The following is a 14,277-nucleotide window of genomic DNA, read 5'->3' as shown; positions in this document are numbered from 1 at the left end:
TGTACCTCGGTAGGGGATCATAGACGACACAAACACTGGGTCCAGCTTTGAATCATCAGGCCATCAGATTGCAACCGGGATTGCACTTTGTCGCAACACCGATCGGCACCGCCCGCGACATCACCTTGCGCGCACTTGACGTTTTGGCGTCGGCAGATGTGCTTGCAGCCGAGGACACTAGGTCGTTGCGGCGCCTGTTGGAAATCCACGGGGTTCCATTGGGTGATCGTCCGCTCTTGTCATATCACGATCATTCCAGCGCCAAAGTGCGCGGAAAACTGCTGGCGTATCTCGAAGACGGGCAATCCGTGGCCTATGCGTCCGAGGCAGGCACGCCCCTGATTGCCGATCCCGGGTACCACTTGTCGGTTGAGGCGGCTGAGGCCGGCCATCTCGTAACATCTGCGCCAGGTCCCAGCGCCATTATCACCGCATTGACGCTGGCTGGCCTGCCGACGGATGCATTCTTTTTTGCGGGGTTCCTGCCCAACGCCAAAGGCGCGCGCCGATCCGGGCTGGAAGCTGTGAAAGATGTGCCCGGTACGCTGGTTTTTTACGAAAGTCCGCACCGGATAGGCGATATGCTCAGCGATGCCTCGCGAGTTCTCGGACCAGACCGCAAGGCCGTGATTTGCCGCGAATTGACAAAAAAGTTTGAAGAGGTGCGCCGCGGAACGCTTGGCACGCTTGCCGAAGAGATTTCCGGAACCAAGCTCAAGGGAGAAATTGTTGTTCTGGTCGACCGGGCAGCCCTCAGGGAAACCTCGGACGAAGACCTTGAGGCCGCGTTGCAGTCCGCGCTTACAACCATGTCGGTGCGCGATGCCGCCGACAGCGTCGCAAAAGCCTATGGCGCGCACAAACGTTCTGTTTACCAAATGGCCATTAAACTCTCAGGCAAGTAACGGGGGCGCGGCACCCAGTTACAGTCTTTTTGAGAGGCACCCATGTTTTTGACCGAGCAAAACCGATCAGACCGCAGCCAGCGCGCCTATCACTCTGGTGTCTCCGCTGAAAACGCTGTTGAGCGGTATTACCTCGATCATGGCCTAGAAACTGCCGCGCGTCGCTGGCGTCGTCAGGGTGTCGGGGAACTGGACCTTGTCATGCGCGATGGCAAAACGCTGGTGTTTGTTGAGGTCAAGAAATCCCGCGATTTCGCACGGGCGGCAGAGTCGCTTACAGCGCGTCAGATGATGCGCTTGGCTGATGGGGCAGCGGCCTATCTGGCCGGAGAGCCACGCGGTGAAATGACGGAATGTCGCTTTGATGTGGCATTGGTTAATGCACAAGGCGAAATTCACATTCTCGAAAATGCGCTGTCTGGCTGACGCCAAGGCATTGCAAGGCGCAGGTTGGTACGCCATGTAAGGGGCAAGACATGCATTCGAGGTACGCGCCCCATGAAAATCGCCTTTCAGATGGATCCTATTCAGTCGGTGGATATCAATGCCGACAGCTCATTTCGTCTTGCCGAAGAAGCACAGGCCCGCGGTCACGAGTTGTTCTACTACTCACCTGATCATCTGGCCTATGAAGAGGGGCGCATCACGGCCAAAGGCCATCATTTCACGGTGCGCCGCGAACAGGGAAACCACGCCGACCTGAGCGCGCTGACCCAGGTCGATCTAGCCGATTTTGACGTGGTCTGGTTGCGTCAAGATCCGCCGTTTGACATGCACTACATCACCTCAACCCATCTGTTGGACCGTTTGGCGCCCGGCACGTTGGTGGTGAACGATCCCTTCTGGGTGCGCAACTATCCCGAAAAACTGCTTGTGCTGGACTTCCCGGATTTGACACCCCCAACCACCATTGCCCGCGATCTGGACACCATCAAGGCATTCAAGGAAAAGCATGGTGATGTGATCTTGAAACCGCTCTATGGCAACGGCGGCGCGGGCGTCTTCCGTCTGGATCGCAACGACCGCAACCTGACCTCGCTGCATGAGTTGTTTGCCAGCTTCAGCCGCGAGCCGTTGATCGTCCAGAAGTTCCTGCCCGATGTCAGCAATGGCGACAAGCGCGTGATCCTTGTAGACGGTGAACCCGTCGGCGCGATCAACCGGGTCCCAGCCAAAGGCGAAACCCGCTCCAACATGCATGTCGGCGGGCGCCCTGAGAAAATCGCTCTGAGTGAAAGAGACCTTGAAATTTGCGCCCGCATTGGTCCGCTTTTGAAAGAGAAAGGGCAGGTTTTTGTCGGGATTGACGTGATCGGTGATTACCTGACCGAGATCAACGTGACCTCGCCCACAGGCATTCAGGAGCTTGAGCGGTTTGATGGCGTCAATATTGCCGAAAAGATCTGGCAAGCCATTGAATCAAAACGCGCCTGACCTGTCAGGTCGCATTTGAAATTCGAAAGCTGACGGCCTCGGCGACATGAGGTTTGCGCACCTCTGCGCTGTCTTCCAGATCGGCGATGGTGCGGGCTATCCGTAACACCCGATGATAGCCGCGTGCCGATAAACCAAAACGGTCAGCGACGGCCTGCAAGAAAGCGCGGCCTTCTTTGTCTGGGGTGGCAATGTCCTCCAGCATGGCGCCTTCGACATCTGCGTTGACCCGCAATTCGTCGTGATCTGCAAACCGCTGTCCTTGAATGTCGCGGGCGCCCATTACCCGCGCGACGACCGTGGCGGACGTCTCGCCATCTGAGGGCAGATCGAGATCGCGAAAGTCGACCGGGGGGACCTCAAGCCGCAGATCAATACGGTCCATCAACGGCCCGGATATGCGCCCCATATAATCTTCACCGCATTTCGGTGCCCGCGAACACGCCTTGGCCGGATCGAACAATTCCCCGCAACGACAGGGGTTGGCAGCGGCGATCAGCAGGAACTTGCAAGGATAAGTCACATGGGCATTGGCGCGGGCCACCATCACCTCTCCTGTTTCAATCGGTTGCCGCAAGGTTTCCAGCACCGCGCGTGAAAACTCGGGCAGCTCATCCAGAAACAACACGCCGTTATGGGCAAGACTGATTTCGCCGCGGCTGGCCCGCCGCCCTCCGCCCACAATCGCGGGCATCGAGGCCGTGTGATGCGGCTCACGAAAGGGGCGGATGCGCGAAATGCCTCCCTGATCCAACAACCCGGCCACGGAATGCACCATCGAAGTTTCAAGCGCCTCTTGCGGCGAAAGCGGCGGCAGTATTGTCGGCATACGTGCGGCCAGCATGGATTTGCCTGACCCCGGACTGCCGGTCATGAGAAAGTGGTGTCGTCCAGCCGCGGCAATTTCCAACGCACGTTTGGCGCGTTCCTGACCTTTGATATCCCGCAGGTCGCGATTGCCGGGCAGGGCCGTGACCTCTCCCGGTTCCGACGGGGCAAGGGGAGACTGCCCGTTGTAATGACGCACAACGTCCGCCAGCGTGACCGCCCCGATCACCTGCGCATCGCCAACCCACGCCGCCTCGCTGCCTGAGGCGGCCGGGCAGAGCAAGGTGCGGTTGCTTTGCGCTGCTGACATCGCGGCCGGCAGAGCGCCCGTCACCGGAATCAACGTGCCATCCAAGGACAACTCCCCCAGTGACACACTGCCTTCGGCCGCGTCTTCGGGAATGATGTTGAGCGCCGCCAAAAGCGCCACGGCGACGGGCAGATCGAAATGACTGCCCTCTTTCGGAAGATCCGCCGGAGACAGGTTCACGGTGATGCGTTTCGAGGGCAATGCAATCGCCATCGCGTTCAAAGCCGCGCGCACCCGCTCACGGGCTTCTGACACCGCTTTGTCGGGCAGGCCCACAATAGAAAACGCAGGCAAGCCAGCGGAAACCGCGCATTGCACCTCGACCGTGTGGGCATCCACCCCTTCGAAAGCCACCGTATAGGCCCGTGATGCCATGAACACTTCTCCCAATTCCTTGGAAAAGTGTTAACGCTGCATGGTTAGCGAGAGGTTAATTGTTGGCCGTTGCGTTTAAGAACTGAAAGCGGGGGGTAACGTGGTCATGCCGACAGCAAGGCCATAAAGGCCGGCCAGGCCTCGGGATCAGCCACGGTTTTGTCACGGCAGAACGGGTTGCAGAACCCAAAGCGCCGACCGTCCAACTCAAGTACATCCGTCACCGGTTTGCCGGAATAGGGGCAGGCCTCATTCTCGGCCTCAAGCCCCTCAACCGCCTTGGCTGACAATGGAGTAGGGCCTGGCCATGCGCCGACCTCATAGTCCTGCGCATACCAAGGCAACGTAGCTCCGCTGACCAGCCCCATCGCCCGCCAACGTCGGAATGCCGGATCTGCCAGATGCGCGGCAACATAGGCCGCAGCCCGATCACCAACAGGCAGGCTAAACCCGGCGATGCGTGCGGCAACCGGTGCATAGAACGCATCGACGGCAGAGTATTCACCACAAAGCCAAGGCCCGCTGCCCGAACAGGTCTCTTGAGCGTGCGCCCAGAGGGTTTCGATCCGTTCAAGATCGGCCAGAACCGCATCGGAAGGGGAGGTATCCAAATACGCCTGACGCAGGCTCATAGGACAGTCCGTACGCAAGGCCGTAAAGCCCGAGTGCATTTCGCTTGTCAGGCTGCGGGCCGTCGCGCGGGCCAGTGGATCGCTTGGCCAGAGCCCGGCGTCGGGGTGACGTGACGCCAATTCTTCTGCAATCGCCAGCGAATCCGAGACCACAGCGCCTTCAGGGGTGATAACCGTCGGCACGGTGTGCGCCGGAGCGTAGGCGGTCAATTGGCCCGCCACATCCCGGCCTGAGAAATCCAGCATCGTTTGTTTCCGGGAAATCCCGAATTTTTCAAACAACAACCAGCCGCGAAGCGACCACGAAGAATAGGCGTAATCGCCCAGAAGCAAATGATATGTCATGCAGGCAACCTAGCGCCGGTTTCGCGCATCGCAAAACGAAGAACTGTGATCCAAACCCATCACGGATTGTGATTGATCACCTCGGCCCGCCAGTTCCCATGTGTTTCGATGACCGTGACAGAGAGGTTGTCGATCTTGTGACCAAAGGCATCCGATCCACTTAGCCCTTCGGCGCGTGCAATTTGGGTCAGGATAGCGCCAAAGTGGGCGACCACGATCATGTCGGTGTCATTGTGATCCGCTAAAAGCCCATCGATGGCATCGTCAACACGCGCGCAAACCACGTTCCAACTCTCGCCATTGGGCGGCGCAACATCGCCCGGCGTTTCCCAAAAGGCACGGATATGGTGGGGGTCTTGCGCCGAAACCTCATCAAACCGCTTCAACTCCCAGTCGCCAAAGTGCATTTCGCGCAGGCCTTCGCGGTGTGGCAATCGCAACCGACCGTTTTCAATAGCTGTCGCGGTCTCGACCGCTCGGCTGAGATCCGAACTGACCACAGGCGCATCTTGCGGCAGAAAGGCAGACAGCCTTGTCAGCGCCGCGGTGTCAGACAGATCGGCGGGAATGTCGCTCCAGCCGACCATCGACTTGGCGTGTGTTGGACCGTGCCTCACCATAAACAGGCGACTCATGGTAGTTCACCTTTTAGTGCCATGGGCAGCCCTGCGACGACGAGAATCGCTGTCTCAGAAATCTCGGAAATCTGTTGGTTCAACTTGCCCTGCACATTGCGAAACTTTCGGGCCAAAGCATTGTCGGGGACAACCCCCATGCCAACCTCGTTTGAAACGATCACAACCTGCCCTTTGCACGCGACAATGGCGCGCAGCAAAAGCCCGCTTTCCGCCTCCAAGTCGTGGTCCTTCAGCAGGTGATTGCTCAGCCACATGGTGGCACAATCGACCAAAGCCACCTGATCCGCGCGAATTTTTGCCAAGGCTTTTGCTAGCTCAAATGGGCATTCCACCGTCTCCCAGTCTGGCCCGCGTGAGGTCTGGTGTCGAGAGATTTTATCTTCCATTTCAGCGTCATACGCCTGAGAGGTCGCTAGATACACGCGCGGCTTTCCGGTCGCCACAACCAGGTGTTCAGCATAGGTGGATTTGCCTGACGCGGCACCGCCCAGTATAAAGGTGGTTTTTAGAATCATCTTTTTGATCCAAACTAAATTTCGTACCGAGTGATCCGTTTTCCTGCAGGGTGCGTAATTCCTTGTAAGAGCGCAAGGAGGAAGGAAACCGCAAATGACTATGCATGCCCCAATGACGAGCAGCATCACTCGCAAATCCATGAAGGCCGAGATGCTGGATGCAGACACCGAAGCGGACCTTGCCCGAGCATGGCGAGATGAGCGCGACGCAGCCGCCTTGCATCGACTGATCCGCGCCTATCTTCGCCTGGCGATTTCGATGGCGGGCAAGTTTCGCCGAACGGGACTGTCTCATAGCGACCTTATTCAAGAGGCGTCCTTAGGCCTTATGAAGGCAGCAGATCGGTTTGACCCTGATCGCGGTGTGCGCTTCTCGACCTATGCGGTTTGGTGGATTCGGGCCGGTCTGCAGGATCATGTCATGCGCAATTGGTCGATTGTCCGAACTGGATCGACAACCTCGCAGAAGTCGTTGTTTTTCAACCTGCGCCGTGTTCAGGCGCGGCTCGAGCGCGAAGCGATGGCGCGTGGCGAGCATTTGGACAGCCACCAGGTCTGTGAAAAGATTGCCAGTGAGATTGGTGTGTCGCGCGCGGATGCTGAGATGATGATCGGCCGCATGTCGGGGTCTGACATGTCGCTGAACGCACAACAGAGTACCGAAGAGTCGGGTCGCGAGTGGGTCGACCTCTTGGAAGATGAAAGCGCCTTGGGCGCAGACACTGTGGTGGAACGTCACGATCATGACAAACTGCGCACCCGTTTAGATGATGCGATGGAAGTTCTCACGCCACGCGAACAGTTCATCCTGCGCGAGCGCCGCATGCGCGAAGACGGCCGAACCCTGGCCGATCTGGGCGAAGAAATGGGTTTGTCGAAAGAACGCGTGCGGCAATTAGAAGCCGCGGCCCTCAAGAAGATGCGCGGTGTTCTTGAACGTCAGGGTGTGGGGGTGCATGACTTGGTGTCATGAAACACCTGATTCCGGCCGTTCTGGCCTTTGTTGCTGCCCCGCTGCTTGCCGAAGAATTTACTCTCGCAGATATCGCCACATTACCGGCGATAGACGTGGTGTATCTGGGTGAGTTGCATGACAACCCCTGGCATCACGAAAACCAGTCCGCAGCCGTCTCTGCCTTAGCTCCCAAAGCCATCGTGTTTGAAATGCTGACGCGCGAACAGGCGCGATTGATCACACGCCCTTTGCTGGATGATGCCGACGCGCTGGCCAAGACGTTGAATTGGGCGCAAAGCGGATGGCCAGACTTTGCCATGTATTACCCCATCTTTCAGGCCGCTCCCAATGCACAGGTGTATGGTGCACAGGTCCCGCGCGAAGCCGTTCGGGAGGCCATCATGGGTGGCGATGTGGTTGCCTCATTCGGGGCCGAGGTGGAAGAGTTCGGGCTGGCCGTCCCGCTGACAGAGGATGAACAAGCACAGCGAGAAGACGAACAATTTGCGGCGCATTGTGATGCGTTGCCGCGCGAGATGTTGCCTGGCATGGTGCTGGGGCAGCGCCTGCGCGACGCAACGATGGCGCGCGAGATTTCCCGCGCATTGGCAGAAACCGGCGGTCCTGTTGTTGTCATCACCGGCAATGGCCATGCGCGCAAGGATTGGGGCGCCCCACGACTTCTTGACTCGTCGATCTCGCAGATCAGCATTGCCCAGTTCGAAGTCAGGCCCGAAACTGACAGACCCTTTGACCATTGGATCATCACCCCCGAGGCGACCCGCGAAGATCCCTGCCTCGCCTTCCAATAGCAGATGTCTGCCTTGGCTTGAGTCCTGACCCGGCACGTCATAGTGTCGTGGCGAAGTTTCTGAACGGGCGCCAAAATGCTGACAGACAAACGAATTCTTCTCATCATCGGTGGTGGAATCGCCGCCTATAAGTCGCTGGACCTGATCCGTCGGCTGCGCGAACGCGGGGCTTGGGTCACGCCTGTGCTGACACAAGCTGGCAGCGAGTTCGTGACGCCCTTGTCGGTGTCTGCGCTGGCCGGTGAAAAGGTTTATGGTGATCTCTTTGACCTGACGGATGAGGCCGACATGGGCCACATTCAACTGTCACGGTCCGCTGACCTGTTGGTGGTGGCGCCGGGAACCGCCGATCTCATGGCCAAGATGGCCAACGGTCACGCCAATGATCTGGCTTCAACCTTGCTATTGGCGACGGACACGCCTGTTCTCGTAGCGCCTGCCATGAATGTTCGCATGTGGGAACACCCTGCGACGCGGCGCAACGTGTCCACCTTGCGCGGCGATGGCGTGATGTTTGTAGGTCCGAACGAAGGTGACATGGCCTGTGGTGAATACGGCCCTGGCCGCATGTCCGAACCCTTGGAAATTGTCGCGGCGATCGAAACCGCGCTGGCCGAAGGTCCGCTCACCGGGCGGCGGGTTCTGGTGACCTCTGGCCCGACTCATGAACCCATTGATCCGGTACGCTACATTGCCAACCGCTCATCCGGCGCCCAAGGCACAGCAATTGCCCACGCCTTGGCGGTACTGGGGGCTGACGTGATCTTTGTCACGGGTCCGGCAGATGCAGATCGCCCCGAAGGGGCGCATATTCTCGAAGTCGAAACCGCCGATGAAATGCTGGAGGCGGTGCAATCCGTCCTGCCGGTTGATGCGGCTGTGTTTGCCGCCGCGGTGGCGGATTGGCGCGTCGCCAGTGCATCGGACAGCAAGATCAAAAAACAGGCCGGGGCGATCCCATCGCTCGATTTCGCCGAAAACCCCGACATCCTGGCCACGGTCAGCCAGATGACATCAGGCCGCCCTGGTCTGGTGGTAGGATTTGCCGCCGAAACAGATGACGTCATCGCCAACGCCACAGCCAAGCGGAAGCGCAAGCAATGTGACTGGATCGTTGCCAACGATGTCAGCCCCGAAACCGGCATCATGGGCGGGACGGAAAACACCGTGACGCTGATTTCCGATGAGGGCGCCGAGCATTGGCCGCGCATGGGCAAAGACGAAGTGGCCCATCAACTGGCTGAACGCATCGCCGCAGCTTTGGCGTAAGGAAGGAACGGACCTTGGTGCAGATCAGGCTGAACTGGCTGGACGAGGCTGACCGGGACATTGCTCTGCCGTCGTATGAGACGACAGGTGCCGCCGGTGCAGACGTACGTGCCAACTTTCCGGCAGATGCCCGCGCGGGGGTTGTCTTGGCTCCGGGGGAACGTGTTCTCGTGCCGACCGGTTTGCGGGTTGAGATCCCGGATGGGTTTGAGATTCAAGTGCGCCCAAGGTCAGGTCTCGCCCTGAAACATGGGATCACCCTGCCCAACAGCCCCGGCACAATTGATAGTGACTACCGCGGTCCATTGGGCATCATTGTGATGAACGCTGGCTCTGAGTCCTTTCACATCGAACATGGCGCGCGTATCGCTCAATTGGTGGTCGCGCCGGTGGTACAGGCGGGGTTTGACCTCACCGATGACCTTGGTGACACCGAGCGTGGCACAGGCGGCTTTGGGTCAACTGGGGTTAGCTGATGCTATTGGTCATTTGCCTTGCTGTCGGGCTGTGGGTTCTGGGTGCCGTGATGCGGGTTCCGACACGCACGCGGTGGTCTATGATAGGGGTGCTCTACTTCGCGGTGTTACTGGCCAATCTGGTTCTGCCCGAGGGCAACCCGGTTCGGCAGATGACCGGCGAAAGCCCCGTCTTGTGGTTGCTGATCGGCGGTTTTGGGATCATGGTTCTGGTCTATCGCGCCGGCCTCAAATGGCTGAGATCGCGGGTCCAGGAACCGGAGCAAACCATGCCGCAAGGCCCTTTCACCGAGACCGAGCTTAACCGCTACGCCCGTCATATTGTGTTGCGCGAAATTGGCGGGTTGGGTCAAAAAAAGATGAAAGATGCCAAAGTGTTGGTTGTCGGGGCAGGGGGGCTTGGCTCGCCTGCGCTGCTCTATCTTGCGGCGGCAGGAGTTGGCACCATCGGCGTGGTCGATGACGACGAGGTCGACAATTCCAACCTCCAGAGACAGGTCATCCATCAGGACAAAGCCATCGGCATGCCCAAAGTGTTTTCCGCCGCCGAAGCGATGACCGCACAAAATCCCTTTGTCACAGTTAAGCCTTATCACAGGCGCCTAACCGAAGACGATGCAGACGCGCTGATTGCCGACTACGACCTTGTGCTGGACGGCACTGACAACTTCGACACACGTTACCTTGTGAACCGCATCTGCGTCGCGCAAGGCAAGCCGCTGATCTCAGGCGCCCTGTCGCAATGGGAAGGTCAGCTGAGTGTCTTTGACCCGGCCAACGACGCCCCGTGCTACCAATGTATCTTTCCCGAAGCCCCGGCCCCAGGCCTCGCGCCCAGTTGCGCAGAGGCGGGTGTGATTGGCCCGCTTCCTGGTGTGATCGGCTCGATGATGGCGGTTGAGGCCGTCAAGGTGATCACAGGCGCCGGAGCGCCCTTGCGAGGCGAGATGGTGATCTACGACGCGCTCTACGGCGAAAGCCGCAAGATGAAGCTGAAACGCCGGGCAGAGTGTCCGGTGTGTGGTTCGGCAGGCTAATTCCTGTCGCTGGTCCGGGCCCGAAATCTCGCTAACTGGGCGCCTCCAAACCTTGCACTTGCCGGGCAGCAGCTTACCTTGACGATCAAAGGAGACGCCCATGACCAACCCGCTTTTGTCCGACTGGAACACCCCGTTCGAATTGGCCCCGTTTGACCGCATCACAGACGATGATTTTGCCCCGGCTTTTGAGCAAGCGCTGGCCGATCATGCGTCTGAAATTGACGCGATTGCCCAAAACTCGGCGCCGGCCACCTTCGCCAACACGATTGAGGCGATGGAAGCGGCGGGTGAAGCGTTGGACAAGGTGTTATCGGCCTTTTTTACGGTCGCCGGAGCGGACTCCAATCCTGCGCGCGAGGCGTTACAACGTGACTTCAGCCCCAAGCTTGCCGCGCATTCTTCGGCGATCTCGTCGAACAAAGCGCTGTTTGCCCGGGTTGCAGCGATCTGGGAAGCCCGCGATGGTCTGGACCTGAATGATGAACAGCAGCGCGTGTTGATGCTGGCCCACCGTGGGTTTCGCCGCTCAGGTGCGGCTTTGGAGGGTGACGAAGACGACCGCATGAAACAGATCATGGGACGCTTGGCCGAGCTTGGCACCGCCTTCACCCAAAATCTTCTGGCGGATGAACGCGACTGGTTCATGGCGTTGACCGAAGACGACCTGACGGGCCTGCCGGACTTTGTGATCGACGCCGCCCGCGCAGCAGGCAAGGAAAAGGGCAGCGATGGTCCGGTCGTGACACTGTCACGGTCGATCATCACGCCATTCCTGCAATTTTCGCCGCGCCGGGATCTGCGTGAGATTGCCTTCAAGGCTTGGGCCGCACGTGGCGCAAACGGAGGCGACACCGACAACCGTGCCATCGCCGCGGAAACTCTGCAGTTGCGCGAAGAGCGTGCAAAGCTGCTGGGCTACCCCTCATTCGCCGCCTTCAAGCTGGAAATCGAAATGGCCCGCACGCCTGACAAGGTGCGCGATCTTCTTATGGCCGTCTGGGAACCGGCTAAGGCGCGGGCCAACACGGATGCTGCTGTCTTGACCGAGATGATGCATGCGGATGGCATCAACGGTGACCTCGAGCCGTGGGACTGGCGCTACTATGCAGAGAAACGCCGCAAGGCAGAACACGACCTCGACGAGGCTGCGCTGAAACCCTACTTGCAGCTCGATCGCATGATCGAAGCGTCTTTTGCCTGCGCCAACCGCCTTTTTGGTCTGGAATTCCGCGAAATTGATGTGCCGCTTTACCACGATGATTGTCGCGCTTGGGACGTCACGCGCGATGGTGCCCATGTGGCCGTTTTCATTGGTGACTATTTCGCCCGCGGCTCCAAACGCTCCGGCGCCTGGTGTTCAGCGATGCGCTCTCAAGCCAGGTTCCCGGACACGCAAACACCTGTTGTCATAAACGTGTGCAACTTTGCCAAGGGCGACCCGGCGCTCTTGTCGTACGACGACGCGCGAACACTCTTTCATGAATTTGGCCATGCCCTGCACCAGATGCTGTCAAACGTGACCTATGAACGTGTCTCGGGCACCTCGGTCGCGCGCGATTTTGTCGAACTGCCTTCGCAACTCTATGAACACTGGCTCGAGGTCCCCGAAGTACTGGCCGAGTTTGCCACGCACGCAGAAACCGGCGAGGCGATGCCACAAGAGATGCTCGACAAGGTCCTCGGTGCCGCAAATTTCGACATGGGTTTTCAGACGGTGGAATACGTCGCCTCGGCATTGGTCGATCTGGCCTTCCACGATGGCGACGCCCCCGCCGATCCGATGGCGAAACAGGCCGAGGTGTTGGAAGCGCTGGGCATGCCCCACGCCATCATCATGCGCCATGCCACACCGCATTTTGCCCATGTCTTTTCCGGTGACGGCTACTCATCAGCCTATTACAGCTACATGTGGTCCGAGGTCATGGATGCCGATGCGTTCGAGGCCTTTGAAGAGGCGGGCGGAGCGTTTGATCCGGCCATGGCAAAGTCGCTCGAGGACAACATCCTGTCGACCGGTGGCTCGGTTGAGGCCGAAGACCTCTACGTTCAGTTCCGCGGTCGTTTGCCGGGGGTAGAAGCGCTGCTTAAGGGGCGCGGGCTGGCCGCCTGAATATTTACCGCACCTGGAGGTCGGACAATCATGTCCGACCTACGTCGGCTTGGCCGCAAAATCGTTAGAGACGCAAAAATATCCTAAAAACCCCGGCGAGATCAGCGGTTTTGTCACAGCCTAACGAATGGATAATCAGATCGTCTGATCGTAGTCTCCGACGCCTGGCTCGGTTCGGATCACTGCGTCAATGTCTGCGAAGATCGCGCGCATCTCTGCTTCTGACTCGGAGCTTTCACAAACCACAACGAGGTTTGGCGTATTGGACGAAGCGCGCACCAGTCCCCACGATCCGTTGTCCAGAATCACCCGGGCACCATTCACGGTAACAACCTCTTTAATGGAGCGCCCGGCGAGGGTTTCTCCGGCCTCGTGTTTGGCGACGAGCTTCTCGACAAGTCGCTGAAGGATATCGTATTTCTCTGTATCCGAGGCATAGGGTGACATGGTCGGCGTGGCCCATGTTTTCGGCAACGCTTTGCGCAAGTCAGACATCTTCATGTCCGGGTTGCGGTCCATCAATTTGCAAATCTCTACCGCGACGCGAAGACCACAGTCATAGCCCCGGCCAACCGGTTCCGCGAGAAAGTAGTGTCCGGATTTTTCAAAACCCGCCAACGCGCCCAACTCTTTTACGCGACGTTTCATGTGACTGTGGCCGGTTTTCCAGTAATCCGCTGTAACGCCCAGCTTTTTCAGCTCAGGATCGCTCGCGAACAGCCCGGTTGATTTGACATCGGCGACAAAGGTCGACCCCGGATAGAGTTTGCCCAGATCTCGCGCCATGATGACGCCCACCTTGTCGGCAAAAATCTCTTCACCCTCGTCATCCACCACGCCACATCGGTCACCATCCCCATCAAAGCCCAGAGCGAAATCTGCCCCGGATGCCTTTACGCTGTCCGACATGTCGTGCAGCATTTCCATGGCTTCAGGGTTGGGATTGTAATGCGGAAAGGTGTAATCTAGGCGGTTGTGGCTATCGACGACCTCAACCCCGAGACGCTCAAATACCTCAGGTGCAAACGCGGCAGCGGTGCCATTGCCAGTGGCACAGACCACCTTTAGCGGGCGGGTCATTTTGAAATCCCCCACAAGGTCCTGAATGTAGGCCTCTCGCACGCCATCAATGAATTCGTAGCCCCCCCCGGCGGCGGGCATGCCTTCACCCTTCAACACGATGTCACGCAGTTCAGCCATCTCATCAGGGCCATGTGTCAAAGGTCGTTCAAAGCCCATTTTGACCCCGGTCCAACCATTGGGATTGTGGCTTGCAGTGACCATCGCAACGGCAGGGACATCCAGATGAAATTGGGAAAAATAGGCCATAGGTGACACCGCAGGGCCAATGTCTTTGACATGGATACCCGCCTGCATCAGTCCAAGCATCAAGGCGTTCTTAATTGACAGCGAATAGTCGCGATAGTCGTTGGCCACGGCAATCACGGGCTCAATCCCACGGCGTCGCATCTGCGTGCCGAGCCCCAAACCAAGGGCAGTCATGCCCGGCAAGTTGATCTCGTCCGGATACTTCCAGCGTGCATCGTATTCGCGAAAGCCTGTCGGTTTGATCATGGCATCGCGCAGAAATTCCCAAGTGTTCGGGGTCACGTCTGGAAGGGGACGGGTCATC

At 58.6% G+C, this 14,277-nt stretch carries 14 protein-coding genes; 9 read left to right on the top strand and 5 right to left on the bottom strand.

Going from position 1 to position 14,277, the window contains the following annotated elements; all coding sequences use genetic code 11:
• Positions 1 to 47: 47 nt before the first annotated feature.
• The 3 genes from rsmI to gshB all read left to right on the top strand — a co-directional run bounded on the left by rsmI (position 48) and on the right by gshB (position 2,339).
• The gene (gene rsmI / locus Q0932_RS13415; RefSeq protein ID WP_299353863.1) at positions 48 to 905 is read left to right on the top strand and encodes a 16S rRNA (cytidine(1402)-2'-O)-methyltransferase; all 858 of its coding nucleotides are present in this window, start codon (positions 48 to 50) and stop codon (positions 903 to 905) included.
• 42 nt (positions 906 to 947) lie between these two features.
• On the top strand, positions 948 to 1,331 hold the full coding sequence (locus Q0932_RS13410; RefSeq protein ID WP_299353861.1) for a YraN family protein: 384 nt from the start codon (positions 948 to 950) through the stop codon (positions 1,329 to 1,331).
• A gap of 72 nt (positions 1,332 to 1,403) precedes the next feature.
• The gene (gene gshB, locus Q0932_RS13405) at positions 1,404 to 2,339 is read left to right on the top strand and encodes a glutathione synthase (RefSeq protein ID WP_299353858.1); all 936 of its coding nucleotides are present in this window, start codon (positions 1,404 to 1,406) and stop codon (positions 2,337 to 2,339) included.
• A gap of 4 nt (positions 2,340 to 2,343) precedes the next feature.
• Here the strand turns inward: gshB and Q0932_RS13400 are convergent, their stop codons facing one another.
• From Q0932_RS13400 to cobU, 4 genes are all read right to left on the bottom strand, one after another.
• Complete coding sequence (locus Q0932_RS13400; RefSeq protein WP_299353855.1) at positions 2,344 to 3,852, bottom strand: YifB family Mg chelatase-like AAA ATPase; 1,509 nt, start codon at positions 3,850 to 3,852, stop codon at positions 2,344 to 2,346.
• A 104-nt stretch (positions 3,853 to 3,956) separates the two neighbouring features.
• Entirely contained in the window at positions 3,957 to 4,829 is an 873-nt protein-coding gene (locus tag Q0932_RS13395) for a glutathione S-transferase (RefSeq protein ID WP_299353852.1), read from the bottom strand.
• A gap of 59 nt (positions 4,830 to 4,888) precedes the next feature.
• The gene (locus tag Q0932_RS13390; protein ID WP_299353849.1) at positions 4,889 to 5,464 is read right to left on the bottom strand and encodes a histidine phosphatase family protein; all 576 of its coding nucleotides are present in this window, start codon (positions 5,462 to 5,464) and stop codon (positions 4,889 to 4,891) included.
• A complete protein-coding gene (cobU, locus tag Q0932_RS13385) occupies positions 5,461 to 5,982 on the bottom strand; it encodes a bifunctional adenosylcobinamide kinase/adenosylcobinamide-phosphate guanylyltransferase (protein ID WP_299353846.1) in 522 nt (173 codons plus the stop codon). Before cobU ends, Q0932_RS13390 begins: the two co-directional genes overlap by 4 nt.
• 94 nt (positions 5,983 to 6,076) lie before the next feature.
• On the opposite strand from cobU, the gene Q0932_RS13380 reads away from it, so the two are divergent.
• From Q0932_RS13380 to Q0932_RS13355, 6 genes are all read left to right on the top strand, one after another.
• A complete protein-coding gene (locus Q0932_RS13380; RefSeq protein WP_299353843.1) occupies positions 6,077 to 6,955 on the top strand; it encodes an RNA polymerase factor sigma-32 in 879 nt (292 codons plus the stop codon).
• Positions 6,952 to 7,749 (top strand): ChaN family lipoprotein, encoded by a 798-nt coding sequence (locus Q0932_RS13375; RefSeq protein ID WP_299353840.1) that lies wholly within the window; start codon positions 6,952 to 6,954, stop codon positions 7,747 to 7,749. Before Q0932_RS13380 ends, Q0932_RS13375 begins: the two co-directional genes overlap by 4 nt.
• A 75-nt stretch (positions 7,750 to 7,824) precedes the next feature.
• Positions 7,825 to 9,018, top strand: a complete 1,194-nt coding sequence (coaBC, locus tag Q0932_RS13370; RefSeq protein WP_299353837.1) for a bifunctional phosphopantothenoylcysteine decarboxylase/phosphopantothenate--cysteine ligase CoaBC — start codon at positions 7,825 to 7,827, stop codon at positions 9,016 to 9,018.
• A 14-nt stretch (positions 9,019 to 9,032) separates the two neighbouring features.
• Entirely contained in the window at positions 9,033 to 9,494 is a 462-nt protein-coding gene (dut, locus tag Q0932_RS13365) for a dUTP diphosphatase (protein WP_299353834.1), read from the top strand.
• Complete coding sequence (locus Q0932_RS13360; RefSeq protein ID WP_299353831.1) at positions 9,494 to 10,531, top strand: molybdopterin-synthase adenylyltransferase MoeB; 1,038 nt, start codon at positions 9,494 to 9,496, stop codon at positions 10,529 to 10,531. Before dut ends, Q0932_RS13360 begins: the two co-directional genes overlap by 1 nt.
• 100 nt (positions 10,532 to 10,631) lie before the next feature.
• Entirely contained in the window at positions 10,632 to 12,644 is a 2,013-nt protein-coding gene (locus tag Q0932_RS13355; RefSeq protein ID WP_299353828.1) for a M3 family metallopeptidase, read from the top strand.
• 135 nt (positions 12,645 to 12,779) lie between these two features.
• Here Q0932_RS13355 and Q0932_RS13350 read toward each other — a convergent pair whose 3' ends face one another.
• On the bottom strand, positions 12,780 to 14,276 hold the full coding sequence (locus Q0932_RS13350) for a phosphomannomutase/phosphoglucomutase (RefSeq protein WP_299353825.1): 1,497 nt from the start codon (positions 14,274 to 14,276) through the stop codon (positions 12,780 to 12,782).
• Position 14,277: the final 1 nt, after the last annotated feature.

This window comes from uncultured Shimia sp., assembly GCF_947498095.1.
In the GTDB taxonomy this organism is placed as follows: domain Bacteria; phylum Pseudomonadota; class Alphaproteobacteria; order Rhodobacterales; family Rhodobacteraceae; genus Shimia.
Note: the sequence above shows the minus strand (reverse complement) of the source record. Positions and strands in the feature narration are given on the sequence as shown.

Excerpts from the sequence above, each read along its gene's own strand:
- Q0932_RS13410 (WP_299353861.1), top strand. The coding sequence starts at position 948 with ATGTTTTTGACCGAGCAAAACCGATCAGACCGCAGCCAGCGCGCCTAT.
- gshB (WP_299353858.1), top strand. The coding sequence starts at position 1,404 with ATGAAAATCGCCTTTCAGATGGATCCTATTCAGTCGGTGGATATCAAT.
- Q0932_RS13400 (WP_299353855.1), bottom strand. The coding sequence starts at position 3,852 with ATGGCATCACGGGCCTATACGGTGGCTTTCGAAGGGGTGGATGCCCAC.
- Q0932_RS13395 (WP_299353852.1), bottom strand. The coding sequence starts at position 4,829 with ATGACATATCATTTGCTTCTGGGCGATTACGCCTATTCTTCGTGGTCG.
- Q0932_RS13390 (WP_299353849.1), bottom strand. The coding sequence starts at position 5,464 with ATGAGTCGCCTGTTTATGGTGAGGCACGGTCCAACACACGCCAAGTCG.
- cobU (WP_299353846.1), bottom strand. The coding sequence starts at position 5,982 with ATGATTCTAAAAACCACCTTTATACTGGGCGGTGCCGCGTCAGGCAAA.
- Q0932_RS13380 (WP_299353843.1), top strand. The coding sequence starts at position 6,077 with ATGACTATGCATGCCCCAATGACGAGCAGCATCACTCGCAAATCCATG.
- Q0932_RS13375 (WP_299353840.1), top strand. The coding sequence starts at position 6,952 with ATGAAACACCTGATTCCGGCCGTTCTGGCCTTTGTTGCTGCCCCGCTG.
- coaBC (WP_299353837.1), top strand. The coding sequence starts at position 7,825 with ATGCTGACAGACAAACGAATTCTTCTCATCATCGGTGGTGGAATCGCC.
- Q0932_RS13360 (WP_299353831.1), top strand. The coding sequence starts at position 9,494 with ATGCTATTGGTCATTTGCCTTGCTGTCGGGCTGTGGGTTCTGGGTGCC.
- Q0932_RS13355 (WP_299353828.1), top strand. The coding sequence starts at position 10,632 with ATGACCAACCCGCTTTTGTCCGACTGGAACACCCCGTTCGAATTGGCC.
- Q0932_RS13350 (WP_299353825.1), bottom strand. The coding sequence starts at position 14,276 with ATGACCCGTCCCCTTCCAGACGTGACCCCGAACACTTGGGAATTTCTG.